The sequence below is a fragment of the Amycolatopsis orientalis genome (assembly GCF_000943515.2).
Lineage (GTDB): Bacteria > Actinomycetota > Actinomycetes > Mycobacteriales > Pseudonocardiaceae > Amycolatopsis > Amycolatopsis orientalis.
This window is the reverse complement of sequence record NZ_CP016174.1, coordinates 1,199,256-1,223,836: the sequence shown is the minus strand read 5'-3', so window position 1 is coordinate 1,223,836 and position 24,581 is coordinate 1,199,256. Positions and strand designations below refer to the sequence as shown.

Annotated in this window: 25 protein-coding genes and 1 tRNA gene; 11 read left to right on the top strand and 15 right to left on the bottom strand. The window is 67.7% G+C overall.

The window, feature by feature from the left end:
* The first annotated feature begins 22 nt into the window (after nt 1–22).
* Nucleotides 23–1,123 carry a coiled-coil domain-containing protein gene (locus SD37_RS05975; protein WP_044852202.1) on the top strand — a complete coding sequence of 367 codons (1,101 nt, stop codon included), beginning with the start codon at nt 23–25 and terminating at the stop codon, nt 1,121–1,123.
* A 492-nt stretch (nt 1,124–1,615) separates the two neighbouring features.
* Here the strand turns inward: SD37_RS05975 and SD37_RS05970 are convergent, their stop codons facing one another.
* A complete protein-coding gene (locus SD37_RS05970) occupies nt 1,616–2,968 on the bottom strand; it encodes an amidase (RefSeq protein WP_044852201.1) in 1,353 nt (450 codons plus the stop codon).
* A gap of 28 nt (nt 2,969–2,996) precedes the next feature.
* Nucleotides 2,997–4,091 carry an alkene reductase gene (locus tag SD37_RS05965; protein ID WP_044852200.1) on the bottom strand — a complete coding sequence of 365 codons (1,095 nt, stop codon included), beginning with the start codon at nt 4,089–4,091 and terminating at the stop codon, nt 2,997–2,999.
* Between the two features lie 67 nt (nt 4,092–4,158).
* On the opposite strand from SD37_RS05965, the gene SD37_RS05960 reads away from it, so the two are divergent.
* The 5 genes from SD37_RS05960 (at nt 4,159) to SD37_RS05940 (ending at nt 9,011) form a co-directional block, all read left to right on the top strand.
* Nucleotides 4,159–4,572, top strand: coding sequence for a MerR family transcriptional regulator (locus SD37_RS05960; protein WP_044852199.1), 414 nt, complete (start codon nt 4,159–4,161; stop codon nt 4,570–4,572).
* Nucleotides 4,573–4,713: 141 nt separating this feature from the next.
* The gene (locus SD37_RS05955) at nt 4,714–5,922 is read left to right on the top strand and encodes a glycoside hydrolase family 3 N-terminal domain-containing protein (protein WP_044852198.1); all 1,209 of its coding nucleotides are present in this window, start codon (nt 4,714–4,716) and stop codon (nt 5,920–5,922) included.
* 99 nt (nt 5,923–6,021) lie between these two features.
* Nucleotides 6,022–6,957 carry a CE1 family esterase gene (locus SD37_RS05950; protein ID WP_044852197.1) on the top strand — a complete coding sequence of 312 codons (936 nt, stop codon included), beginning with the start codon at nt 6,022–6,024 and terminating at the stop codon, nt 6,955–6,957.
* Between the two features lie 107 nt (nt 6,958–7,064).
* The gene (locus tag SD37_RS05945) at nt 7,065–7,769 is read left to right on the top strand and encodes a TetR/AcrR family transcriptional regulator (RefSeq protein ID WP_044852196.1); all 705 of its coding nucleotides are present in this window, start codon (nt 7,065–7,067) and stop codon (nt 7,767–7,769) included.
* A gap of 36 nt (nt 7,770–7,805) precedes the next feature.
* Nucleotides 7,806–9,011 carry a cytochrome P450 gene (locus SD37_RS05940; protein ID WP_044852195.1) on the top strand — a complete coding sequence of 402 codons (1,206 nt, stop codon included), beginning with the start codon at nt 7,806–7,808 and terminating at the stop codon, nt 9,009–9,011.
* Here the strand turns inward: SD37_RS05940 and SD37_RS05935 are convergent.
* Complete coding sequence (locus tag SD37_RS05935) at nt 9,008–9,640, bottom strand: histidine phosphatase family protein (RefSeq protein ID WP_236725279.1); 633 nt, start codon at nt 9,638–9,640, stop codon at nt 9,008–9,010. The genes SD37_RS05940 and SD37_RS05935 overlap by 4 nt on opposite strands.
* 105 nt (nt 9,641–9,745) lie before the next feature.
* Nucleotides 9,746–10,543, bottom strand: a complete 798-nt coding sequence (locus SD37_RS05930) for a TIGR03084 family metal-binding protein (protein WP_044852193.1) — start codon at nt 10,541–10,543, stop codon at nt 9,746–9,748.
* Between the two features lie 130 nt (nt 10,544–10,673).
* Between SD37_RS05930 and SD37_RS05925 the strand changes: the two genes are divergently transcribed.
* A complete protein-coding gene (locus SD37_RS05925) occupies nt 10,674–11,120 on the top strand; it encodes a MerR family DNA-binding protein (protein ID WP_044852192.1) in 447 nt (148 codons plus the stop codon).
* A 96-nt stretch (nt 11,121–11,216) separates the two neighbouring features.
* On the opposite strand, the gene SD37_RS05920 is transcribed toward SD37_RS05925, so the two are convergent.
* Nucleotides 11,217–12,344: an acyl-CoA dehydrogenase family protein gene (locus SD37_RS05920; protein WP_044852771.1), complete on the bottom strand. Its 1,128-nt coding sequence runs from the start codon at nt 12,342–12,344 to the stop codon at nt 11,217–11,219.
* Nucleotides 12,345–12,422: 78 nt separating this feature from the next.
* Nucleotides 12,423–12,974, bottom strand: coding sequence for a DUF4190 domain-containing protein (locus SD37_RS05915; protein ID WP_044852770.1), 552 nt, complete (start codon nt 12,972–12,974; stop codon nt 12,423–12,425).
* A gap of 223 nt (nt 12,975–13,197) precedes the next feature.
* Between SD37_RS05915 and SD37_RS05910 the strand changes: the two genes are divergently transcribed.
* Both SD37_RS05910 and SD37_RS05905 read left to right on the top strand, forming a co-directional pair.
* Entirely contained in the window at nt 13,198–14,397 is a 1,200-nt protein-coding gene (locus SD37_RS05910) for a sensor histidine kinase (RefSeq protein WP_174567824.1), read from the top strand.
* Between the two features lie 30 nt (nt 14,398–14,427).
* Nucleotides 14,428–15,075 (top strand): response regulator, encoded by a 648-nt coding sequence (locus tag SD37_RS05905; protein WP_044852190.1) that lies wholly within the window; start codon nt 14,428–14,430, stop codon nt 15,073–15,075.
* Here SD37_RS05905 and SD37_RS05900 read toward each other — a convergent pair.
* The 9 genes from SD37_RS05900 to nfi form a co-directional block, all read right to left on the bottom strand.
* On the bottom strand, nt 15,048–15,626 hold the full coding sequence (locus tag SD37_RS05900; protein ID WP_044852189.1) for a DUF7010 family protein: 579 nt from the start codon (nt 15,624–15,626) through the stop codon (nt 15,048–15,050). The genes SD37_RS05905 and SD37_RS05900 overlap by 28 nt on opposite strands.
* A 57-nt stretch (nt 15,627–15,683) precedes the next feature.
* On the bottom strand, nt 15,684–16,520 hold the full coding sequence (locus SD37_RS05895) for an alpha/beta fold hydrolase (protein WP_044852769.1): 837 nt from the start codon (nt 16,518–16,520) through the stop codon (nt 15,684–15,686).
* 57 nt (nt 16,521–16,577) lie between these two features.
* Nucleotides 16,578–17,093 (bottom strand): winged helix-turn-helix domain-containing protein, encoded by a 516-nt coding sequence (locus SD37_RS05890; RefSeq protein ID WP_044852188.1) that lies wholly within the window; start codon nt 17,091–17,093, stop codon nt 16,578–16,580.
* 1 nt (nt 17,094) lies between these two features.
* Nucleotides 17,095–18,357 carry a sulfite oxidase gene (locus tag SD37_RS05885; RefSeq protein ID WP_044852187.1) on the bottom strand — a complete coding sequence of 421 codons (1,263 nt, stop codon included), beginning with the start codon at nt 18,355–18,357 and terminating at the stop codon, nt 17,095–17,097.
* 63 nt (nt 18,358–18,420) lie between these two features.
* A tRNA-Leu gene (locus SD37_RS05880) sits at nt 18,421–18,494 on the bottom strand.
* A gap of 23 nt (nt 18,495–18,517) precedes the next feature.
* Complete coding sequence (locus tag SD37_RS05875; protein WP_044852186.1) at nt 18,518–19,009, bottom strand: SLATT domain-containing protein; 492 nt, start codon at nt 19,007–19,009, stop codon at nt 18,518–18,520.
* 78 nt (nt 19,010–19,087) lie between these two features.
* Nucleotides 19,088–20,416 (bottom strand): NAD(P)/FAD-dependent oxidoreductase, encoded by a 1,329-nt coding sequence (locus SD37_RS05870; RefSeq protein ID WP_007028829.1) that lies wholly within the window; start codon nt 20,414–20,416, stop codon nt 19,088–19,090.
* A gap of 84 nt (nt 20,417–20,500) precedes the next feature.
* Nucleotides 20,501–21,193, bottom strand: a complete 693-nt coding sequence (locus SD37_RS05865) for a uracil-DNA glycosylase (protein ID WP_044852185.1) — start codon at nt 21,191–21,193, stop codon at nt 20,501–20,503.
* The gene (gene nfi / locus SD37_RS05860; RefSeq protein WP_044852184.1) at nt 21,190–21,876 is read right to left on the bottom strand and encodes a deoxyribonuclease V; all 687 of its coding nucleotides are present in this window, start codon (nt 21,874–21,876) and stop codon (nt 21,190–21,192) included. Before nfi ends, SD37_RS05865 begins: the two co-directional genes overlap by 4 nt.
* A gap of 28 nt (nt 21,877–21,904) precedes the next feature.
* Between nfi and SD37_RS05855 the strand changes: the two genes are divergently transcribed.
* Nucleotides 21,905–23,401, top strand: a complete 1,497-nt coding sequence (locus SD37_RS05855) for a S10 family peptidase (protein ID WP_044852183.1) — start codon at nt 21,905–21,907, stop codon at nt 23,399–23,401.
* A 146-nt stretch (nt 23,402–23,547) separates the two neighbouring features.
* The gene (locus SD37_RS05850) at nt 23,548–24,522 is read left to right on the top strand and encodes a hypothetical protein (protein ID WP_083254886.1); all 975 of its coding nucleotides are present in this window, start codon (nt 23,548–23,550) and stop codon (nt 24,520–24,522) included.
* The last annotated feature ends 59 nt before the right edge of the window (nt 24,523–24,581 follow it).

Sequence of the window (24,581 nt, the reverse complement as noted above, 5' to 3'; positions counted from 1 at the left end):
GTACGCAGGTACCGTCGTGACCATGGTTCCCGAGCGAGACAACGGCCTGTTGCCCCTGCGGCGCGAGTACACCCAGGCCTGGCACGGCTTCGACCGGAACGAAGTGCGCCAGTATCTGGATCATCTCGAAGCGCAGGTGCATCGCATGATGACCGACCGCGACGCCGCGATCGCGCAGGCGACGGCGGCCACGCGTGAACTCGAAACCGTGCGCCACGAGGTGGCGAAGCTCAACGCCAGGATCGAGGAGCTGAAGAAGCCTCCGGAGCGGCTTGAAGACCTCGACGAGCGGATGCAGCGCACCGTGACGCTCGCACAGGCGCGCGCCGCGGAGATCACGAAGCGTGCCGAGGTCGCGGCCGAGAAGCACTGGGCGTCCTCGAGCGAGGCGTCGAAGAAGCTCCGTGAGCGCTACACGCGGCTCGTCGCCGAGCTGGACAAGCAGGCGGACGCGCTGCACTCCGAGCACGAAAACGCGCTCGCCGAGACGCGGGCCGAGGTCCAGCGGCTCACCGTCGAGGCCGCCCAGCGCCGGGAACTGCTGGACAACGAGGCCGAGCGCAAGCGCCGGAAGATCGAACGCGAATTCGATCAGACGATCGCGGCCCAGCGCGCGGCGCACGAGAAGCACATCACCGACCAGCAGACGGCCAGCAAGAACCAGGCCGAACGCCGGATCGCGGAGGCCACCGCGGAGGCCAAGCGCCGCATCGACGAGGCCACGGCCGAAGCCAAGCGCCGGCTCGACGAGGCCACGACGACAGCGGCCCAGCGCACGACGGCCGCCCAGCGGAAGGTCGAACGGCTGGCCGAGATCCGCGAGCAGGCCCGCAAGAGCCTGCTGCAGGCCGACGAAGTCCTGAAGGGCAGCGAAGCGATGCTCGCCGCACTGCCCGAGGAGTCGGTGATCCCGCACGCTTCGAAGCTCGTCGGGGGCGACAGCAAGCCCGAAGAGACGAAGCCCGCGGGCAAGCCCGCCGAGCCTCCCGCGTCGAAGGCCGCCGCCCCGGCCAAGCCCGCTTCTCCGGCGCCTGCCGCCGCTGCGCCGAAGAACGGGCAGAGCGACCAGAACGGTCCGAAGGCCAACGGGCAGAAGCCGTCGCCCGCCAAAACCGGCTCCTGACCAGCGCGAAGTAGCAAGGGACCTTTGCTGTCACTCTCTTTTGGAGAGCGATAGCAAAGGTCCCTTGCTCTCTTCGGGGGCGGTGCTGGTCCGGGTCCGGTGTCTCGAAGGCCCCCTTTGAGACGTTCACCGTCGCAAAGGGGGCCTTCGAGGCACAGCCGCAAGTGACCGTGTCTTATTTGAGAGGTAAGGCAAACGTGGCGTGATCGACTCGATGCCGTGAAGGTCCCCTTGCCTACCCTCAAGGTAGCGAAGGAGGCCTTCACTACTTGGCGACCTACGTGAGGCTCCCTCGCGAGACGCACGTTCCTGAACGGGGTCGTGAGTGGTAAAGAGCGTTCTAACGCTCCTTGCCACTCACGACCACCTCGCGAAACCGCACAAACGCCCCAAGCCGGACACTTGTTTCAGAAGAGTGTCTCCCGGAACCGCGGCCCGGCTTCTGTCAGCCAGCCGGACGCTCGCCGGGGCACGACATCTTTGCCTTACCCCTCAATAAGTACCTACGTGGGCGGCGGTCCCTCCCCGAATGGTGCGGGGCCAGGGGTTGGCCGCTTCGAGCTGGGCGGCGAGGCCGAGGAGGAGCGCTTCCCCGCCGGGTGCGGCGACGAGCTGAACGCAGGCCGGGATGCCCGACGGGTGCACGCCCACCGGCACCGACATCGCCGGATAGCCCGCGAGATTCCAGAACCCGGCGAAACCCGCGACGCGCACGGACGGCAGCACGTTGGTGAGCCACCGGCTTCGGTGCCAGGTGCGGGCCTTGAGCGGAAGTGACGCGAGCATGGGCGTGATCAGCACGTCGTGCTCGGCGAAGAACTCTTCGGCACGCTCCAGCCAGCGGTCGCGGGTGCTCTCCCGGACCCGTGTCGCCAGCAGGCGGCCGAGCCGGACGTGTGCCCGCGTCCGGGGCTGAAGCGCGGCGAGGTCGTATCCGTCCGCTTGCTCGGCCGGCCCCGCCACCCAGCGCGCGAAGAGACCTCCCACGGCTCCGGCGGTGTACCGGGGCGTTCCGCGCACGACGGTGTGCCCGGACGCGCGGAGCAGGTCTCCGGCCCGCGTGACGGCTCGGCTGAACGCTCCCGGCAAGGGCGCCCTGGTCAACGGGACCTGAGTCGACAGAGCGATGCGGGACCGCTTCGGGTCGGTGGGGTCCGCCAGGCCGGGTTGTCCGGCGAGGACGGACATCAGCACGGCCGCGTCGGCCACGGTGGTCGTCATCGGGCCGTGGGTGGACAGCCCGAACCAGCCGTTCTCCCCCGGTATGCGGACCACGTCCTTACCCGGCTTGAGACCGACGATCCCGCAGATCGCGGACGGCAACCGGATCGAGCCCAGGCCATCGGTGCCGTGCGCGATGGGCACCAGCCCGGCGGCGACCGCCGCGGCACTGCCCCCCGACGAACCGCCCGCGGCGTAGGACGGATTACGCGGATTACGCGCAGTCCCGTCCGGACCGTCACTCGACGGCCAAACGCACAGTTCCGGCACCCGGGTCAGGCCGACGATCACCGCACCGGCCGCGCGCAGCCGCCGCGCTATCTCGCCGTCCTCTGTGGACACCGTCGAGGAACCCGCTCGCGAACCCCATGAGGCGTACTCGCCTTCGACCGCCGTGACGTCCTTGACCGCGATCGGGACCCCGGCCAGGGGCAGATCGGCCAGGTCCGCGCGTTCGGCCACCGCCGCGGCCTCGGCGAGCGCCTCGTCGGCCCGGACAAGGCGGAACGCACCGATCACTCCGTCCGCCGCCTCGATCCGGGCCAGCGCCTCGCGGGTCACCTGGACCGGATCGAGTTCCTTGGCACGCACAGCCGCCGCGATCTCCACTGCCGTCTTGACCATCCCCGCACTGTAGATCGGGCGGCGAAGATCAGCTGCGCGCCGAACAGGCGAACTTCGCCGAGTCCGGATCGAACGCCGGGAAGTCGGTGTAGCCGTCAAGCCGGGCGCCGTAGTAGACGTCGTGGTCCGCCGCGGCGAGCGGGGCACCGAGCGCGAAGCGGGCGGGCAGGTCCGGATTCGCGATGAACAGCCTCCCGAAGGCGACCACATCGGCCAGCCCGGACTCGATCAAGGACTCACCCTCCTCCCTGGAGGTCGGCTCTTCGGAACGGAGGTTCGCGATGAGCGTCCCGGGCCACAGCGGCCGCAGATGAGACAGTGCCTCGGCCTCCGGGGTGTCGATGACGTGCAAATACGCGAGTTCGTACCGGCGAAGCTCCGCGAGCAGCCGTGAGTACACCTCCTTCCAGTCGTCTTCCACGATGTCGTTCTCCGGGTTGCCCGGCGAGATCCGCAGGGCGACCCTGGCCGCGCCGATCTGATCGGCCACGGCCGCCACCACCTCGAGCGGGAACCTGAGCCGGGCGGCGACGGAACCGCCGTAACGGTCCTGCCGAAGGTTGGTGTTGCGGGCGAGGAACTCCTGGATGAGATATCCGTTGGCACCGTGGAGTTCCACGCCGTCGAACCCCGCGTCGACGGCCTGGCGTGCCGACGTGGCGAAGTCCTGGACGACCTCGCCGATCTCGTCCTCACCGAGCGCGCGTGGCTCGACCGTGTCCATCCACTCGTCGTCCACGAAGATCCGCCCGGCCTGACGGACCGCCGACGGAGCCACCGGCGTCCGGCCCATCACGCCGGGGTGACTGACCCGGCCCGCGTGCCAGAGCTGCGCGAAGATGCGGCCGCCTTTCTCATGGACGGCGTCGGTCACCGCACGCCAGGCCTCGACCTGCTGTTCCGTCACCAACCCTGGGATGCCCGGGCCGCTCTTGCCGGTCCGGTGGACCCAGACACCTTCACTCACGATCAAGCCGGCGCTCGCGCGTTGCGCGTAGTACTCGGCCGTCAGCGGATGCGGGACGCCTGTCGTGTCGTCGGCACGTCCCCGGGTCATCGGGGCCATCGCGATCCGGTTCGGCAACTGGATCGCAGGGCCGCGGAATGCTTCTAGCAACCTCATGAACGCGAAGCTAAACCCTGACACCGGCGTCACGGTCAACCGCGGATTCCGCGGCTAATGTGGACTCATGCGGATCGGCGAGCTGGCGGAGCGGACCGGCGTGAGCGTGCGCTCGTTGCGGTACTACGAAGCGGAAGGGCTGCTGCATCCCGATCGATGCGTCAACGGCTACCGGACCTTCACCGAAGACGACGTCGCCCGGGTCCTGCAGATCCAGCTCTTCTATTCGGCCGGGTTGTGCAGTGGCAAGATCGCGGAGCTCCTGCCCTGTGTTTCCGGGGACGACACGCATTTGGTGCCTTCCCCGGGGATGACCGACGAACTGGAGATCGCCAAAACCCGGATCCAGAACCAGATCTCCTTGCTCACCACCTCGCTGTCGGTTCTGGACAGGGTGCTGGCCGCGGCCAAGGGGACCGGCACGGCGGAAGTGCCGGTTCCTCCCCGGCCCGTCCGGCGGCACCGGGGCATCCATGTCTGACCGCGCCCACGGTTCCATAACCAGGCGGTAATTCACGGCCCGAGAGCTGCGCAAGCAGGTACTAACAGGCATGCGAGCGCGTACGAACGGGCAACTGGGGTTACCGTCGGTACCGGCATGGACGACGACTGAAACGAGCCGATGAGCGCCGGGCGACCGAAGACGACGAAACGATGGGCCACCGTCATCCTGGGAGCGGCCACCGTTCTGCTCACGAGCGTGCAGTGCGGTACGGCGAACGAGCAGGCCGGATCGGCACAGCCGGCGGGAACGGTGCCACCACCGCGCGGCAGCGTTTCGAACCCGCCGAGCACGAGCCCGCCCTCGCCGTCACCGAAGGCCGAGCAAGTACCCGTGTCGGGCTGTGAAGCCGTCATCGCCAAGATGAGCCCCCGGCAGCGGCTGGCTCAGCTGGTGGTGGTCGGCGTGAACGCAGGGGACCCGAAGGCGACGGTGAAACTGGTGCGCGATCACCAGGTCGGCGGGATCTTCCTCGGCGGCAACGAGACTGCCCTGCTGCAGAACCGCGCGCTGGACGAGGTCCAGCGGGCGGCGAAGGTCCCCGTGTCGGTGGCGATCGACGAGGAAGGCGGCCGCGTCCAGCGGATCGACGCCCTCGACGGCGCCATGCCGAGCGCACGGAAGATGGCCACGACCATGACACCGGCGCAGGTACGGGCGAAGGCCGCCGAACGCGGCCGTCAGATGCGGAACCGCGGCGTCACCGTCGACTACGCGCCCGACGCCGACATCACGGAACAGCCGGACCGCGACATCGTCGGCGACCGGTCGTTCGGCGCGAACCCCGAGGTCGCGCGCAAGTACGTCCTGGCGTTCGCGCAAGGGTTGCGGGACGCCGGGGTGCAGCCGGTGCTCAAGCACTTCCCCGGCCACGGGCACGCTACGGGCGACTCCCACAAGGGCTTGGTGCGGACTCCGCCACTGACCTCGCTGCGCAAGGTCGACCTGGTGCCCTACCGCGACATCGGCGAGTACGGCGAGGTCGGTGTCATGGTCGGGCATCTGGACGTGCCCGACCTGACCGGCGGCCTGCCGTCGACCCTGTCGGCGCCCGCGTACCGCCTGCTGCGGAAGGACTACGCGTTCGACGGCCCGGTGATCACGGACGATCTCGGGGCGATGAAGGCGATCACGTCCCAGTACCCGCTGCCGACGGCGGTTCTCAAGGCCTTGCAGGCAGGCGCGGACCAGGCGTTGTGGTCCTCCGGCGGCAACATCGACACGGTGCTGGCCAAGCTGGAGCAAGCGCTTGCGTCGGGCGAGCTCCCGGCCGCCCGGGTGGATGAGGCACTGACCAGGGTCCTCATGGCGAAGAAGGCCTGCGGCTGACCCGCGAAGCCGCCGAAAACACAATGAACACAATGCTGACCAGGCAGGCGCGGGGAGTGACCCTGATCACCACCCCGTCGCCCGATCAAGGAGGATCGCGTGCCTGGTCCCACGAAGTCCCTGCGCCGTCTCGCGCTGACGGCAGCCGCCGTGGCCGGACTGAGCCTGTTCGCCGCACCGGCGTCGGCAGCGCCGTCGCCGATCGACAGCCCGGTGCCGACCACCGGCTGTGACCGTCCGTCCCCGGTGCCCCCGGGCATGACGACATCGCGGACCCTGACGTCCGGCGGTCTGGTCCGCGAGTACACCGTGCACGTACCCGCGCGGTACCGGCCGTCGCGGCAGTACCCGCTGGTGTTGTCGTTCCACGGTCACAAGCGGACATCGAAGTACCAGGAGGAGCTGTCCGGGTTCTCCGCCTATGACGCGATTTCCGTTTATCCGCAAGGACTTCCGGGCACCGACGGCGAGGCGGCCTGGACCGGCGCACCCTATTCGGCGGCCGCCGACGACGTGCTCTTCACCAGCGACCTGCTGAACACGCTCCAGCGGGAGCTGTGCGTCGACTCCCGCCGGATCTACGCGACGGGCAAATCGAACGGCGGTGGCTTCGTCGGCGTCCTCGCCTGCCGGATGCCGGGCCGGATCGCGGCCTTCGCGCCGGTCGCCGGGGCGTTCTACCCGCAAGGCGGACAGTGCGCCCCGTCGCGCCCGGCGCCGATCCTCGATTTCCACGGCACCGCCGACGCGACGATTCCGTACGGCGGGAATCCCGCGAAGGGCCTGCCGACACTGCCGGCCTGGCTCGCCGGGTGGGCGGATCGGAACGGCTGCTTCCCCGACCCGGTCCAGTACTCCCCGAAGACCGGCGTCACGGTCCAGCGCTGGATCGGCTGCTCGCTCCAGCACTACCGGATCGAAGGCGCCGGGCACGTCTGGCCGAGCACGGCACCGAACAACGACTCCGCCACACCGACCGTCATCGACGCCACGCCGGTCATCTGGCGCTTCCTCCTCGCCCACCGGCTGCGTTAAGGAAACGTCGATTTCCTTGCCGGGTCCGCCCCCGCGGCGCTATCGTTCGACTGACCGGATGACCAGATAAGCGAATTTGGTCACGAAGTCAGAGGCTGGGAGCGCACGTGGCAGAACGTCCGGACCGCACCGCCGGCCGCGCCGATCGCATCCTCGACGCGGCCGGCGTCCTGCTGACGCGGCTGGGCTATCGCAAGGTGACCATCGAGGACATCGCGAACCAGGCGGGCATCGGGAAGGGCACGATCTACCTGCACTGGTCCACCAAGGAGAACCTTTTCCACGCGTTGCTCCTGCGTGAATCCCTTCGCGCCGCAGAGGCGCTCCTCGAAGGGCTGGCCGAAGATCCGGAAGAGGTGCTGCCCCATCGTTTCCAGCGGGCGGCCTTCCTGTACACCCAGCGGAATCCGTTGCTCGGCGCGCTCGTCTCCGGCAACACGGAACTGCTCGGCCGGCTGAAAAAGCACCCCTTGCAGGATCAGGACGCCGTCGTGACCGAGCGGTACCTGAAGACGATGACCGACCAGGGCCTGCTGCGCGACGACATCCCGAACCTGACCTACGTCCTGCGTTCGGCGGCACTGGGGTTCTACCTGATGGACAGCTTCACCACCGAGGGCGACGAACTCACCGCCGAGGAGAAGGCCGACGCCCTCGCGCACATCATCCGGACGGCCTTCGAGCCGCCGGAGAAACCGTCCCCGGCGAACCTGGCCGCCACCGCGGCCGAGGTGACCCAGGCGTTCCTGGATCTGATTTCGACCTATCGCGCCTGGATCTACCGGCAGGACGGAACAGAGGGGCCCGTCTGATCCGAGCTCCTTCACCCGAAAAGAAGGGGGCACGTCATGACCACACTCGCCGAAAACTGGGGAATCCACGAAAGCCAGTTCTGGCTTCGCGGTGAATTCCCGGCCGACCCGGTCCGTTTCGACCCCGAAACGGGCATGTGGAACGTCTACGGCCACGCCGAGGCACTGAAGACCCTGAGCGACCCCAAGGTGTTCTCCTCCGACACCGTCCGTCTGGTCCCGCCGGAGATGGCACCGGACAAGGACCTGTTCGTCGACGGCAACCTGCTCCAGATGGATCCGCCCGACCACAAGAAGCTGCGCACCCTGGTGAGCCACGCCTTCACCCCGAAGGTCGTCGCGGACCTCGAACCGCGGATCGCCGCGCTGACGAATGAACTCCTCGACGCCGTCGACGGCGAGGAGTCGATGGAACTGGTGACGAGCCTGGCCTATCCGCTGCCGGTGATCGTCATCGCCGAACTGCTCGGCGTTCCGGCGAGCGATCGCACCCTGTTCAAGCAGTGGGTCGACACGATGCTGAACAACAGCCAGCAACGGTCACTGATCAAGCAGACCGAGGAGGACAAGAAGGCCTCCGACGAATCGGTCGAACAGTTGAAGAACCTGGTGAACTACCTGTCCGAGCACGTCGACGACAGGCGGCGGAACCCGCGTGAGGATCTGCTGACGAAGCTGGTCGAAGCCGAGGTCGACGGCGAAAAGCTCACGCAGAACGAAGTCGTCAACTTCGCGAACGTGCTGCTGCTCGCGGGACACATCACCACCACGATGCTGCTCGGGAACACGATGCTGTGCCTGGATTCCCATCCGGACGAGTACCGGCGCGTCCGGGAGGACCGTGCGCTGCTGCCCGCCACGATCGAGGAATCACTGCGCTTCCTCAGCCCGTTCGCGCTCGTCGCCCGCGCCACGATGACCGAAGTCGAACTCGGCGGCCAGGCGATCCCGGCGGACAGCATGCTCGCCATCTGGATCGCGGCCGCGAACCGCGATCCGCGCACGTTCGAGGATCCGGGCACGTTCGACCCGGCCAGGACGCACAATCCGCATCTGGCCTTCGGCCGCGGGATCCACTTCTGCATCGGGGCACCGCTGGCCAGGCTGGAGGGCAAGACCGCACTCGGCATCCTGCTGGACCGGTTCCCGGATCTGCGCACCGATCCCGGCGTGCCGCCGTCGTTCATCCCCAGCCCGAACATGACCGGGGTGAACGAACTCCGGCTGCTGCTGAAGCCTTAGCGGTCGGCGAACCGGGAAGCGAGCGGGACCACCACTCGCGGAATCCGCTTCCCCGGCGTGTACCGCAGTTCGGTGATGTTGCCGTTCGGCACGAGGTAGGTGTCGGCGAACGTGCGGAATCCGCGCATGGCCTCGCTGTCCGGGGTGGTGATCCCGGTCAGCAGCGACCACATGACCGCGCGGATGAAGAGTCCGTGCGTGAAGACGGCGATCGGCCCGGGTTCTCGTTTTCCCACCCTGGCCAGGAATTCCTGAGTCCGGGTGAAGAGCCCGGCGAAGGATTCCGCGCCGTTCACCGCGTGGTGCGGATCGGCCCGGTCCCAGTACGCCTCGGTGTACGGCCTGCGGATGGCGGTGGTGGTGACCTGTCCATGGAGTTCGCCGAGAAAGGTGAACTCCTGGACAGGCCACTCCTCGCAGTCCGCGCCGGGGAACCGCGCGATCGTCGGCTCGGCGGTCTGTCGCGCCCGCAAAAACGGCGAAGTCACGATCAACCTGGGCGGTTCGGCCAGCGATTCGGCGACTTCGGCGGCCTGCCGCCTGCCGAGTTCGGTCAGCGCCGAAGCCCCCGGGTCACCACCCGGGAGACCCGCGTTCGTCTCGCTTTCCCCGTGTCTGATCAACCACACCCGTGCCACGATCGCCTCCTAGACCCCGTGTGCACCGACGATCGCACCGAGTGGAGTTGATCGCGACTTCCAGGATGCGTAATCGCCGTGGAAGTGACGCGGTTCTCAGCGGTCGAACTGCCCCGGCTTGCGTCCCTCACCCGCGGGACCGCGGTAAGCCTGCGCGATGTCCAGCCAGTGGTCCGCCAGCGCGCCTTCGGCACGGACGTCGAGGTCGTCGCGGTGGCGGCGCCGCGTCACCAGAAGGCAGAAGTCCTCCGCGCTGCCGCTGATCCGCTGCATCGAGTCCTCGGGGCCGAACGTCCACAGTTGCCCGGACGGCGAGGTGATCTCGAAGCGGAACTCCTGCTCCGGCGGGGTCAGGCCCCGTGCCTCGTAACCGAAGTCCCGCACCCGGACGGCGAAACCGACGAGGTACGCGAGCCGGTCGGTCCGCTCCGGGCGCACTCCGAGCGCGTCCGCGACGTCCTGGCCGTGCGCGAACAGTTCCATCATCCCGGCGCAGGCGAGGATGGCCGGCGGCAGCGGGTTCACCAGCCAGGGCACCACCTGGTCCGCCGGGACGGCGGCGAGCGCCTTGATCCCGGCGTCGCGTTCGGCGCGCCACCGGTTGAGCACGACCTCGTTGGGGTCCCCGAGGTAGTCGTCGAGGGCCGCGTTGACGGCGGCGTCGAAACCACGCGCCATCGAGCTCTTCGCCAGTTCGGCGAACTTCCGCGGTTCGGCCGCGGAGAGCCCGGCGATCTTGAAGATGAAGGAAAGATGGGCGATCTGGTGCTTGACCGACCACCCGGCCGCCGGCGTGGGAAGCGCCCAGCCCGCGTCATCCAGATCGGACACCAGGGCGTCGACCTGTTCACCCTCCGTGGTGAGGTCCCTGATCACGTACCGGAAGTCAGTCACCGTGCCGTCCTCTCGCCGTTTCCACCCTTCCCGATGATGCGGACCCGGCGCGCCGTCGTCTTCTCCTCACGAGCCCCGGCGAAAATCCGAGCTTGATTCTGGAGCCGGGTCCAGGTTCTACCCTCGGTACATGCGAACCGAAGCGACCACGGCGCTGACGATGTCCCAGGTGACTTCGCGTGCCGGAGTACGACCGGACACGGTGCGCTACTACGAGCGCATCGGCCTGCTGCCCACCCCGGCGCGGACGACCGGGGCGCACCGGCGCTACGACGAGGGCGTCATCGACAGGTTGCGGTTCATCCGCGGCACCCAGCGGCTCGGGCTGACGCTGACCGAGATCGGCGACCTGCTGAGCGTGCGCGACACCGGGGTGTGCCCGTGCGAACCCGCCGAAACCATGCTGGAACGCCATCTCGCCGAAATCGACGCCGAGATGAAGCGGCTCGGCGCGCTGCGCGCCGAACTCACTTCCATGCTGTCCGGGATGACCGGCGCGAACTGCGCCGATCCGCTACCCGGCGCGTGGTGCCCACCCGACCGCGAACCCGGGAAGGAGGTGGCTGACCATGCGTAACGACGACTGGTGCGATTGCGACTGCGGCACCGGCTGCTGCTGACCCGCTTCGGCGGGACCGGCCGGGCTTGACGTCACCCGGCCGGCCATCCGAGGTCAGTCCTGCGGCAGGAGCACCGTCTTGCCGATCCGGTCCTTGCAGACTTCGGCCGAATAGGCCATCAGCCCACCCGCCTGCGCGTCCCGGAAGAGCCGCTGGATCGGCGAAGTGCGCAGGAAACCCGAGCCACCGCCCGCTTTCAGCGCCAGCTGGGCGACATCACGGGCGATGTCGTTCGCGAGCACCTTCGCCGTCATGGTCGCGGGCAGGAACTCCGGCGAGTTCTGATCCGCCAGCCACGCCATGTTCCTGGCGTACATACGCGCGGCTTCGAGGCGGGTGTGGACATCCGCGACTTCGAACTGGAGCCATTGCATTTCGGCCAGCGACTGCCCTGTCGCCGGAATGACGCGGCCGCGGGAGTGTGTGATCAGGGCGTTCTCCGCCGCGTCCGCAATTCCCAGGGACAGGAAGGCGAGCCCGGCCCCGATGTGGTTCGGGCGCCGTGCGGCCGACGGCGGGCACCTGCGGTCCTCCCGCAGAACCGTGCCTTCGAACGAGACGAGCTGACTCCGGCTGGCGCGCAGGCCCATGGTGTCCCAAATGGGCACGAAGGTCATCGTGTCGTCCGGAGCGACGCCGAAGAAGGTGGGTGCTCCGTCGACGAGCGCGTTGACCAGGAAGTGGTCGGCGGCCTCGCAGCCGGAAACGAACCGCTTGGCGCCGGTGAGCCGGAACCCGCCGTCGACGGGCTCCGCGACCTGTTGCGGCATCAGGAACATGTTCCCGCTGCTCGGTTCCGACAGCGCGTTGGCGAATCTCTTGCCGTCGATGAGTTCCCCGGCGTAGAAGCGGCCGACTTCGGGAGTGGACAGCTGGACCAGCCCGACGGCGGCGCCGATGTGCATCACCCAGATGCAAGCCGTCGAAGAACAGGCGGCGCTGAGGATCCGCACGATCTCGCCGTAAGCCCGGTAGCTCAGGTCCTCACCGCCGAACTCCGCGGGCAACGTCGCCCTGTCGAGGCCGGTGGCGTGCAAGGCACGGAGATTGGCGATGGGCAACTCGGCCGTATCGTCGAAGCCTGCCGCTGTCGCGGCGAAGTCCTTCGCCAGTTCAGTGACGGTTTCGATCCAGTGGCGTTCCCGCGCGGGCGGGGCGAACGGATGGACGGACTCGGTCATGCCCCGCATCATGCCGGAAACGCGAAGGCCTCCTCGCCACCCCGAGAATGGCGAAGGAGGCCTTTCACGGTCCGGCCGTCACACTCCGGTGCAGGCGGCCGTGGCGAATTCGCCGGAAGCGGTCTTGGTCGAAACCACCGCGCCGTCCACGGTGATCTTGCAGCTGACCGAACCGCCGGTCTCGCCCGTGCTGACGGTCAGCGTGCCGCCCTTGTAGACACCCTTGTTCTCGACTTCCTTGTGCCACGGCAGCGCCGGAACCGTTTCGGTGACGGGGTTGAGCACCTCGCCGTAGATGACCTCGACGTTCGTGGCGTCGCCGGTGATCTCGTAGGACACCTTCGCGGTGCGGTTGAGTTCGTTGTTGACCTCGTTCACGGCCGCGTTGAACACGAAGATCCACACCACGCACACCACGAGCCCGAGTGCGGACAGCGCGATACCGGTGATGGAGAGCCCCTTGTTGGAGGCCTTCCCGTTCTTGACGCGGACGAGTCCGATGATCGAGAAGATCAGGCCGAGGATCACCAGCGGCCAGGCGATGACGCCGACGAACGGGATCGGGGAGAAGACCAGCCCCACCAGGCCGAGGACGAAGCCCGTGACACCGATGCCGTTGCGGGGCGGCATCGGGGCGGCGGGGGCTTGCGGGGCCGGCGTGTAGGGGGTTTGCTGGGTCACGGGGTTTTTCCTTTCCAAAGGGATGAACGAGGCGGCATACAACCAGCGATCGCGGGGTGGCCGCGTCGTCCTCGGCGCTTGAACCCGTTACGACGAAAGTCGTAAATCGCGCTTCTGGAAGGACCTGTTCCGCTGATGCGAAATGCCTGGCGGGCCTGCGTACGCTCAGCGCATGGGAAGGCGTGTGCTCGGTGTGGTGCTCACCGTGGTGGCTGTCGCGGCGTGCGTGATCAGCAGCATCTTCGTCTTCAGCACCCACGGTTATCTCCCGGCGACCCGGTCGTTCGACCCGACCTGGTGGTCCGCGCTCGGCTTCTTCACCGGGATCGCGGCGGCGGTCATGCTCTGCTGGCGGCACAAATGGCCGGAGCTCGTCGTCGCCATCGCCTTGGTGCCACCGCTTTGTTTCCGGTCCGACGCGCTGGCCGCGTTGATCGCCCTCGCCGCGTTGGCCGCGCGCCGTCGCGACCGTCTCTTGTGGACAGGCTCCGTACTGGTCTATCTCGCCACGGCGTGGGCGTTGTTCGGTGACGCCAACCGCCATCCCGACGTCACCGTCGCCGGGCAGATCGTCGGCAAGCAGTTCTCCGCGGTGCAGGTGATGGGGACGCTGACGGTCGCCGTCGTGATGACGGCAGTGCCGCTCACCGTCGGGGTCGTCCGCGGTATGCAGGACAAGCTCGCGGTCCGCGAGGCCAAGGAAGAAGAACTCCGCGCCGAAATGACCCGTCGCGCGGAACGCACGCGGATCGCCCGCGAGATGCACGACGTCCTCGGGCACCGGCTTTCCCTGTTGTCACTGCAAGCCGGTGCCCTCGAAGTCACCAAAGGACCCGCGACGTCGGAAGCGGCGAAGACCGTCCGCACGACCGCGCGCCAGTCACTCGAAGATCTGAGACAGGTCATCGGAGTCCTCCGCGACGGCCAGGGTTTCGCCGGAAACGGCGAGAACGGGCCCCATCCCGAACCGCCGCAGCCGACGCTGGCGGACATCCCCGAACTGGTCGCCAACGCCCGCCGGGCGGGGCTGGGGGTCAACGTGACGATCCTGCTGGACGACGCGGGCGGCGCGCCGGCGTTGCTCGGCTCGACCGCGTACCGGATCGTCCAGGAAGCGATGACCAACATCCTGAAACACGCGCCTGGCGCCGCGGCCGAGGTTTCGGTTCGCGGCGGGCCGGGGAACGGGCTCGTCGTCGAAGTCGTCAATCCGCTGCCCGCGACGGTCACCGCGGGGAAACCACCGGGCGCGGGCACCGGACTGACCGGGATCGGCGAACGCGTCGGCCTGATCGGCGGAAACGTCAGTGCCGGACCCACCGAGGAGCGCACGTTCGCCGTCCGGGCTTGGCTGCCGTGGGGACACCACTAACCTGACCGGGTGAACCAGCGCCCACTGCGAGTGCTGCTCGTCGACGACGACCCCCTCGTGCGAACCGGCTTGTCGATGATCCTGTCCAGCACGGACGACATCCGGGTCGTCGCGGAAGCGGGCGACGGGGACGAGGCCGTGCCGAAGGTGACCATGCACGCCCCCGACGTCGTCCTGATGGACATCAGGATGCGCCGGATGAACGGGCTCGCCGCGACCGCCGCCGTCACCGCCCTGGCCAATCCGCCGAAGGTCCTCGTACTGACCACCTACGATCTCGACGAATACGTCTTCGACGCGCTCGGCGCGGGCGCCTCCGGGTTCCTGCTGAAGGAGGGCTCGCCGCAGGAGATCATCGACGCGGTACGCGTGGTCGCGGCGGGCGAGGCGATGTTGTCGCCGCGGACGACACGGAAACTCATCGGCCACTTCGTCGCGACCAGGATGAGCCCGCGGCGGCACCACGCGCAGGCCGGGCTGGCCACGTTGACCGAACGCGAACGGGAGATCGTCACCGCCGTCGCGCGGGGCGGGACCAACGCCGAGATCGGCGCGGAACTGCATCTGAGCGAAGCGACGGTGAAGACCCACATCACCCGGATCTTCGCCAAACTCGACGCGACGAACCGGGTCCAGCTGACGATTTTCGCCTACGAAGCCGGGCTTGTCGCTCCCTGACGATCCGCGGCGAGCAACCCGGCGGCGACGGTCGCCCAAAGCACCACCGCGCCACCGAAGCCCGGCACGAGCTGCCACGCGGCTGCCCAGCCCACGATCGCGAGCACGGCGGCCAGCACGGCGACGGCACACAACAAGGCGCTCAGCACCAGAAAACGCCGTGAGCCGAACAACTTCGCGAACGGCAAGAAGTGCAGGCCGACCACGAACAGCACCCACGCGGGCACGGCTTCCGGCACTTCGAAGACCGCCGAGAGCACCCGCGCCCCGGCGAAGATGCCCACCAGCATCAGCAGCACGGCGATGCCGTACTGCTTGCCGAATGGACTTTCCTCCCGGCCTCCGCCCGAGGGCAGCCCGGCACCCCGGCGGGCGGTCAGGGCGAGCCAACCCGCCAATGCCAGCACCGCGACGACACCCACGACGACCAGCGGCGCCGACCCGGCGGAGGAGGCTCCGAAGAACCACCACCCGGCACCGAATCCCACACCGATCGCGGAACTGATCAGCAAGGTGATCAGATGCCCTTTGGTGAACTGTCCGTCCGTCATCTCTTCCGGGTCTCCTCCTCCCCCCGGAGCGGAACACTACTTGGGCGGGTGACGGTGTCAGGCGAGTCCCGCGAGAATGTCCGCGACCTCCTGTGGCCGGATCAAGAACCCGACGTGGCTGCTCTCGACCGAGTGCGCGTCGGTGGGGTTGTCCGGGGTGAGCGTGTCCGCCTCCTTGATGAAGCGGTCCTGCAGCGCGATCGGCAACGACCGGTCCTCGGTGAGCCTGATGTAGGTGCGCAAGATCCGGCCCCACGTGGCGGCGTCGGCGCGTTCGCTACCGGCATCGAGACTCTCGTCCGGTTCGAGGGTGTTGAGGTAGGCGAAGAACTCCTGCTCAGTACCGTCTTCGAGCATCGCGGTCTTCAACGCGGCCAGCAGCTCGGGATCGGCGGTACGCCAGTTCATCCGGAGCGCGCCGATCGCCGCGGGGTCGGCGACGACGACCCCGCCGACGTCGTTGAGCGCGCTGCTCGCGTACTCGGGCCCCTGCATGTATTCGCCTATGGTCGCGTCGACGCAGCACCACGCGGAGATGTAGACGATCCGGTCGATCAGTTCCGGGACAGCGTTGCCGGCCCCGGTGAGCGTGGCACCACCGCGGCTGTGCCCGACCAGGACGACCGGCCCGTGCTCCGCGACCCTGCGCACGACCTCCACCACGTGGTCGACAGCCTCGGCGTGCGTGGCCCCAGCCATTTTCGATGGCTCCGTGGACAACGCTTCGAGGTCCTGGGGCGCCTGGTAAGCCGCCGGGAAACCGGCGGCGAAGCCATGTCCGGGCAGGTCGACGGCCAGCGAGCGGTGGCCGAGCAGGGCTAGTTCGCGTTGCAGTGGGCCCCAGGTGAACGAGCCGCTGTTGGAGCCGTGTACGAGAACGTAGGTCGGAGTCACGGTCCACATTCTGGCATCGCGACTTTGCCGTCGATGATCACGAGCGGACGGCGTCACTCAGTCCGCGATGAACACCTGGCCCGCCCCGTCGAACCGGTAACCGACCCCGCGCACGGTCGTGATGGGCGCCAGCACGGGTTCGAGTTTCCCGCGGATCTTGCGGATGTGGACGTCCACGGTCCGCCCGTTACCGCCGGACAGCCCCCACACCCGCGCCATCAGCGTGAGGCGGTCGAAGGCGCGGTCCGGATTCCGGCTCAGGAACAGCAGGAGGTCGAACTCCAGCTTGGTGAACTGCAGTACCTCACCGCACAGCAGCACTCGTCGCGAGTCCGGCTCGATGCGCAGTGGTGGCGCGGACTCGCCGAAGCGTCGCCGTCGTCCGGCGAGTTCGATGACCTGCCCGGAATCCGCTTGGACAGTCCGTGTCGTCAGGGTCAACCCGACAGTGTCCTCAAAGGACTCAAGCAGGCGCGCGGCGATCGCGGCGGCATGCTCCGAGTCGGTGCTCACCCGAAGCGCCAACGTCAGTTCGACGGTCGGCTCCCCGGGCACCACGGCCGACTGCGTCATCTCACACCACCCGGACCGGATGCCGGACGACCGCGTCGAAAAGGTAGCCCTGCGTGTTGTACGGAGTGACATCCGGCTGAGTGACGCCGGAGATGTCCGTGGCCCGTGCCCGTAGCGTATGAACGCCGGAAACCCTGGGACGCCAAGGGATCTCCCAGCGTTGCCAGCCACGATCCGCCGCCGCGCCGACGAACCTCGCCTGCCGCCAGCCGTCGCCCGCGTCGACTTCGACCCGCCGGATCCGGCCGTTGCCTGACCACGACCTGCCGCGCAGCACCTGCCTGTCACCGGCCGCGAATTCGGCGTTCCACGGCAGTTCGAACGCGCTCTTGACCACCTGCCGGGTCACGACCGTGCCCTCCGCCGGATAGTCCGGTCCGAGCAGCCGGTAATACTGGGTGTTCCACGGCGACACCAGTGGCGTTTCCGAGACTTCGACGCGCCCCAGCCATTTGATCGACGAGATCCCGACCCACGAGGGCACGACGAGCCGGACCGGATGGCCGTGGTCCGGCGGCAGCGGACGCCCGTTCATCTCGTAGGCCAGCAAAACGTCCTGCAACGCCTTCGCGACCGGCAGCGGGCGGCGGACCTTCCCCAGGTTGACCCCGCCGGTCACGTAGTCGGCGTCCAGCCCTTCTCCCAGGACGTCCACCGCGTGCCGCGTCAGCCCCGCCTTGGCGAGCACGGTGGCGAGCCGGACGCCGCGCCAGCGTGCGACTCCGATCGCGCCGAGCTTCCACGCCGTGCCGGACACCGCCTGTCCTTGCTGGCCGGTGAAGAAACTCCGGCCGTTGCCCGCGCATTCGATGGCGCAGGTGATCGTCTCCGAAGGCAACCGGAGCAAGTCGGCATAGGTGAACTCGACCGGCCGGTCCGCGGTCGGCGCTCCGCGCAATCCGGTGCCGAAAAGCTTCAGCCGCCACGAAGCGGCGTCGATCAGCGGGGTCGAGGTGTGGTTGCGGACGAAGAACCGATCGACCGGCGTCAGGTATCCCTGCCCGCTCAGCGCCTCCCAGCGCGTTTCCGCGTTCGTGCCGTAGACCTCGAAGATCTCCGGAGGCAAGGGCTTCACGATCGGCCCGGCCGCCGACGCCGCGCCCGCCGGGAACGTTCCGAACGCCGTCAGCGCGAGTCCGCCACCGGCCGCCAGCCGGAGCATCCTGCGTCGCGGCATTCCGTCACCTCGCGCCTGTCCCGTACGCCACTGGGTGAGCCGCGTGCGGTCGTAGGTCACTTCGTCGGTCGGGCCGGTTCCGGTCATGCGGGCCATTGTCGGCAGCGGCCGTCCGCGCGGACCAGCACGTCCACAGAGCGGAACTGCTTGTGCCCCGGACGGGGATCGAACCCGCACTGTGTCGATTTTAAGTCGACTGCCTCTGCCAATTGGGCTACCGGGGCACGGACAGCTTAAGCGATGGCCATCAGTTCGCCGCTTCAGTACGCCGATATTCGAGCCACTGGAGGCCGCTCTCATTCCAAACGGCCTGGTACTCCTCGAACTTCTCGGTGATCACCCGGGGATCGATCTGATCAGGCGGGGTCGACGCGATGTAGAAGCTGAGCTCGTCGCGTAGCCGATAGAGCCGGAATTGGACCTCTTCCATCAGCACCCAAAGAGACCGCCAGGCGAAGAACGGCTCGAGCGCGCCGACCACGGTCGTCACGGCGACCAGAGCGAACGCCACACCGGTCCAGCCGTTGAGGTTCTGCAATCCGAGAATGATCGTGGATACTGCGGAGAGCGCCAGTATCAGCAACCTGATCGACACGGCTCGCCACCGGAAACGCCTCTTTCGGGAGCGGGCGTGCGCGTTGTCGCGCTCGATCCTCTCCAGGACGTGCTTCGCCAGGTCGGCCGGAGCGAGCCCGACGGCGAGCGGAACGGCGGGTATGGGCTTACGAAAACCTGGCACCGGTTCACCCTAAAGCCGTGAAGGCCTCCTTCCCTACGCTCAAGGTAGGGAAGGAGGCCTTCACGGCAAGCGGGGAACTCAGGACTTCGACAGCCTGTCGAACTCCTCGCGCGGATTGTTGATCTGACCGAGCGAGATCACCTCGCGCCGGAACAGGCCACCGAGCATCCAGTCGAACAGGATGCGGATCTTGCGGTTCCACGTCGGCATCGCCTTGAGGTGGTACGCGCGGTGGAAGAGCCAGGCCGGGAAGCCCTTGATCTTCAGGTTCAGCGCGTCGGCGACACCCTTGTGCAGGCCGAGGCTGGCCACCGCACCCAGGTTCTTGTGGTAGTAGTCCTTCGGCTTGCCGCCGCGGATCACCTTGATGATGTTCTTCGCCAGCAGACGCGCCTGGCGAACGGCGTGCTGCGCGTTCGGCGGGCAGGTCGCGGTCGGGTCCTGCTCGGTGCGCGAGAGGTCCGGCACGGCGGCGTTGTCACCGGCGGTCCAGACGTCGGGGTGCCCGACGACCTGCATCGCGGCGGTGGCCTCGACGCGGCCGCGCTTGTCCAGCGGCAGGTCCGAGCTGGCGAGCACCGGGTTCGCCTTCACACCGGCGGTCCAGATGATCGTGTCGGTGTCGAATTCGGTGCCGTCCGAAAGGACGACGTGGCCGTTCTCGAACGACTTCGCCGCTGTCGACAAATAGACTTCGATGCCGCGCTTCTCGAGCTGCTCGACGGTGTACACACCGAGCGTCTCGCGCACCTCGGGGAGGATCCGCCCGGCCGCCTCGACGAGTACCCAGCGGATGTCCTCGACCTTGAGGTTCGGGTAGTAGTTCTCCACCGCGAAGCGGGTCATGTCCTCGAGTTCGGCGAGCGCCTCGATACCGGCGAACCCGCCGCCGACGACGGTGAACGTCAGCAGGCGCTTGCGCTGCTCGGGATCGAGCGTGCTGGCGGCCTCGTCCAGCTTCGTCATGACGTGGTTGCGCAGGTAGATCGCCTCACCGATGGTCTTGAAGGCGATGCCTTCCTCGACCAGGCCGGGGATCGGCAGGATGCGCGCGACGGCGCCGAGCGCCACCACGAGGACGTCGTAGTTCAGCTGCTCGACGTGCCCGTCGGCGGCCTCGACCGTGACGGCCTTGCGCTCGTGCTCGATCTTCGTCACCCGCGCGGTGAGCACGTGGCAGCGCTTGAGCACGCGCCGCAGCGGCACGACCACGTGCCGCGGTTCGATCGCACCGGCCGCCGCCTCGGGCAGGAAGGGGGCATAGGTCATGTGCGGCTGCGGGTCAACGACCGTCACGGACGCTTCGTTGGCCCGGAGCATCTTCTGGAGCCCGTACGCCGTGTAGAGCCCGACGTATCCACCACCAAGGACGAGGATCCGTGTCGGTTCCGACTTAACACCAGCCATATTTCTATAGTCGCACCCATCTGCTGAGATCGCTCGTAGACCCCATCCGGCTGTGACCAGCGTCGCCACGGCTTCCGCACCGATTCAGTTCAGGCCGGCCACCGAGGTCGCGGCGGTGAGTACGTCGCACACCATGTCAAGCGTCAGCCGACCGGTCTGGACATTGCGCTGCGACACGTGGTAGCACCCGAAAAGCCGCAGGTCGCCGAGGCCTACCTCGGCGCCGTGGCCGAATTTCGGGCGTGGCGCGGGCACCGGCCAGCCCGCCTCGGCGAGCACCGGCAGCAGCGCCTGCCAGCCGAACGCGCCGAGGACCACGACGGCCTTCAGCGTCGGTTTCAGCAACGCGAGTTCGGCCGCGAGCCAGGATCGGCAGGTCTCCCGTTCCTCAGGTGTGGGCTTGTTGGCGGGTGGCGCGCATCGCACCGGCGAGACAATCCTGGTCCCGCGCAGCTCCAGACCGTCACCGATATGGGTCGACGTCGGCTGCGAGGCGACCCCGACCCGGTGAAGCGCCTTGAAGAGAACGTCACCGGAGGGGTCGCCGGTGAACATGCGGCCGGTCCGGTTCGCCCCATGGGCCGACGGGGCGAGGCCGACGATCGCCAGTGACGCGTCCGGCGGGCCGAAACCGGGCACCGGCCTGGCCCAATAGGTCTCGCCGGCGAAGGCGGCGCGTTTGACCACGGCGATCTCCTCGCGCCACGCGACCAGCCGCGGGCACGCGCGGCAGCCGATGACCTCGGCGTCGAGTTCGGCGATCGACGAGAACTTCACCGGGCGAGCGCCTCCTTCAGGGTGTCGCGGGCGAGGCGGTCGGCGTGCCGGGTCGTCTCCGGCTGACGGAACGCGGGGCACAGCCTCAGCACCTGACGGCACGCGTTGTCCAGCGAGATCTTGTGCCCGACGGAGACGTAAAGCGGCTTCACGCCGTCCTGGGTGCGCAGGACGGTGCCGACCACCTCACCGCCGTCCGTCAGGGGCGTGCGGGCGCCGCGCTCCCGGCCCGGCTCGGCGTGCTCGCCGATGAACCGGGTCTTCCCCACTCCGACGGTCGGCAAACCGGTCACGACACCGACGTGGCACGCCAGCCCGAACCGGCGTGGATGGGCGAGCCCGTGACCGTCGCAGATCAGGAGGTCCGGCGTGTGGTCGAGGGCTCGCAAGGCGTCGATAAGCGAGGGCAGCTCGCGAAAGGCGAAAAGGCCGGGTTCGTACGGGAAGGAGACCTCGGAAACCACGGTTCGCTTTTCCACGACCCGGAATCCGGCGGTTTCGAGCGTGACCGCGGCGGCGGCGATGAGGTCACTCTCCTCGTCGTAGGCGACGTCCAGCCCGGTGACCGTGACGATCTCTTGTGGACAGCGATCCTCGAGTTCGACCAGGCCACGCAGGGTCTCCTGGATTTCGATCGCTTCGGCGACGGTGTTCGGGCGATCATGCGCCGTGACGATGTCCACCCGTACAGACTGCCAGTAAGTTGGGACCATGCCGGACACCAATCCCGATGAGAAGGCCACCGACGAGAAGGACACCCCGTCGGTGGAAACCAAGGTCGAGCCGATCGACGACCTGGTCACCACGAAGCACACGCTGACGCTCAAGCGCCGGAAGCTCGCGTACACGGCCCAGACCGGCCGGATCGTGCTGCGGAAGGAGGTCATCACCGACGGCAAGTCCGAAGGCCACAAGGCCAAGGCCGAAGTGTTCGTGACCTCGTACACGCTCGACGACGCGGATCCCGGCACCCGGCCGGTCACGTTCGCGTTCAACGGAGGGCCCGGCTCGGCGAGTGTCTGGCTGCACATGGGCCTCCTCGGCCCGCGCCGTGTCCTGTCCGGCGACGTCGACGACCCGGTCGCGCCGCCCTACGGGCTGACCGACAACCAGGAAACCCTCCTCGCGCACAGTGACCTGGTGTTCATCGACCCGGTGTCGACCGGCTACTCGCGTGCGGTGGACGGTGAGAAGGCCAAGGAGTACCACGGGTACACCGCCGACATCGAGTCCATCGGCGAGGTCATCCGGCTGTGGGTCTCGCGCAAGCAGCGCTGGCTGTCACCGAAGTTCCTGGCGGGCGAGTCGTACGGCACGCTCCGCGCGGCCGGGCTGGCGGCGCATCTGCAGGAACGCCACGGGATGTACCTGAACGGGCTGCTGCTGATCTCGTCCGTGCTCGACCTGGGCACGCTGCGGTTCACCGAGGGCAACGACCTGCCGTACACGCTCTACGTGCCGACGTACGCGGCGATCGCGCACTACCACGGCCTCCACGGCGACCGCCCGCTCGACGACGTCCTCGCGGACGCCGAGGACTTCGCGGCCAAGGAACTCCCGTGGGCTCTCGCGCGCGGCGCACGTCTGTCCACACAGGACCGCGCCGAGGCGGTGGCGACACTCGCTTCCTTGACCGGTTTGAGCGAGTCCTATGTGGACCGTGTCAATCTGCGGATCGAGCATGTCCGGTACTTCACGGAACTCCTGCGGGACAAGGGTCTCACCGTCGGCCGGATGGACGGGCGGTTCACCACCTGGGAACCCGACGGTGGCCGCGAGCACATGAGCGACGACCCGTCGATCTCACGGATCATCGGCGCCTACGCGAGCGGCCTCAACCACTACGTACGGGCCGAACTGGGTTACGAAAACGACCTTCCCTACGAACTCCTGTCGATGGACGTGTTCAAGACCTGGTCCTACTCCGACTTCGAGGGGCGCTCGGTGTCCTCTGTGGACTCGCTCGCTTCCGCCATGCGAGCGAATCCACATCTGAAGATTCACGTCGCTTTCGGGCATTATGACGGCGCGACGCCTTACTTCGCTTCGGAGCACGTGTTGGCGCACCTTCAGATTCCCGAGGAGCTGCGGGAGAACATCGACACGGCGTACTACCCCGCGGGGCACATGATGTACGTGCACGAGGAGTCGCGGGTGCGGCAGTCGAAGGACCTGGCGAAGTTCGTGAAGGCCGCTTCGGGGCAGTAGGAGCCTCCGCACGCGTGCTGCGAACGGTACTTTCACGCCTGCGGAACGTGTCATGAGGGGTCCCCATAGGACGAAATTTGTCCTATGGGGACCCCTCATGACATTTGGCGACCAAGACTGTCGGTGGGTTACCTGACGATGGCAGCGTGAAACTCACGAAACTCACCCAGTCAGAAGCATTTCTCCTCCAGCACAGCAGAAAGGGAGTGATCACCGCCAATCAGCTGGAAAAGCTGGGCATACCGCAGCGGACCACCTATCGAAGATGCCAACCCAACGGGCCTTGGACACATCTCCTGCCAGGAATCGTCCTCTTGGCTCGCGCTCGGCCAACGGCACGACAACGAGTGGAAGCCGCCCGGTTGCACACGGACATGCTCGGGATCGTCACTGGATTCGAAGCCACCCGCCGGTACGGTCTTCGCACCGTTCCCGACGACAGTCTGGTGCATGTGCTCGTACCTCATACGCATCGCTTTTGTGACAAGAAGTTCGCGATCGTCGAGAGGACAAGGTACTTCCCGGAGCCCGTCCACTTGGACGGTGTCCCCTTGAGTCCCCCCGCACGTGCTGTCATGGACGGTCTGCGGAGAATCCGGCAGCAGGATGTGGTCAGCGCAGTGCTCCTGGAAGCCCTGGAGAGCGGATTGTGCACCTACGATGAACTCGCGAAAGAGCTGCTGGAGGGCAGCCAGCGAGGCACGGCTCTGCCCCGCGCCACTCTCGCCGAGCTACAGGCAGATATCCGATCGGTCCCCGAAATGGACGCAGCATCTCTGTGGAAACGCGCCGGCCTGCCCGCCTCCGTGTCCAATGTCAGGTTGTTCGATCAGCAGGGCCGGTTCATCGGGATGCCCGACCGGTGGTGCGACGAGATCGCCATGGCATGGGAAGTCGATTCCTGGCAGTACCACCAGCGGGGCCGTCACTACGCGAAAACGCTGGAACGCAACAACCGCTATGCCGCGAACGGGATCATCGTCGTGCAGACGTTGCCCAGCCGATTGCGCACCGACCCGAAAGCGGTCATCGCCGAGTTGAGGGCGGGCGTCAAAGCCGCGAAGCGACGACCGCGACCTGACATCCGTGTGGACTCGCGACCCGTCCGCCGAGCCTCGTAACCCGTCCCACCTGGGTGTGTCATGAGGGGTCCCCATAGGACGAATTTCGTCCTATGGGG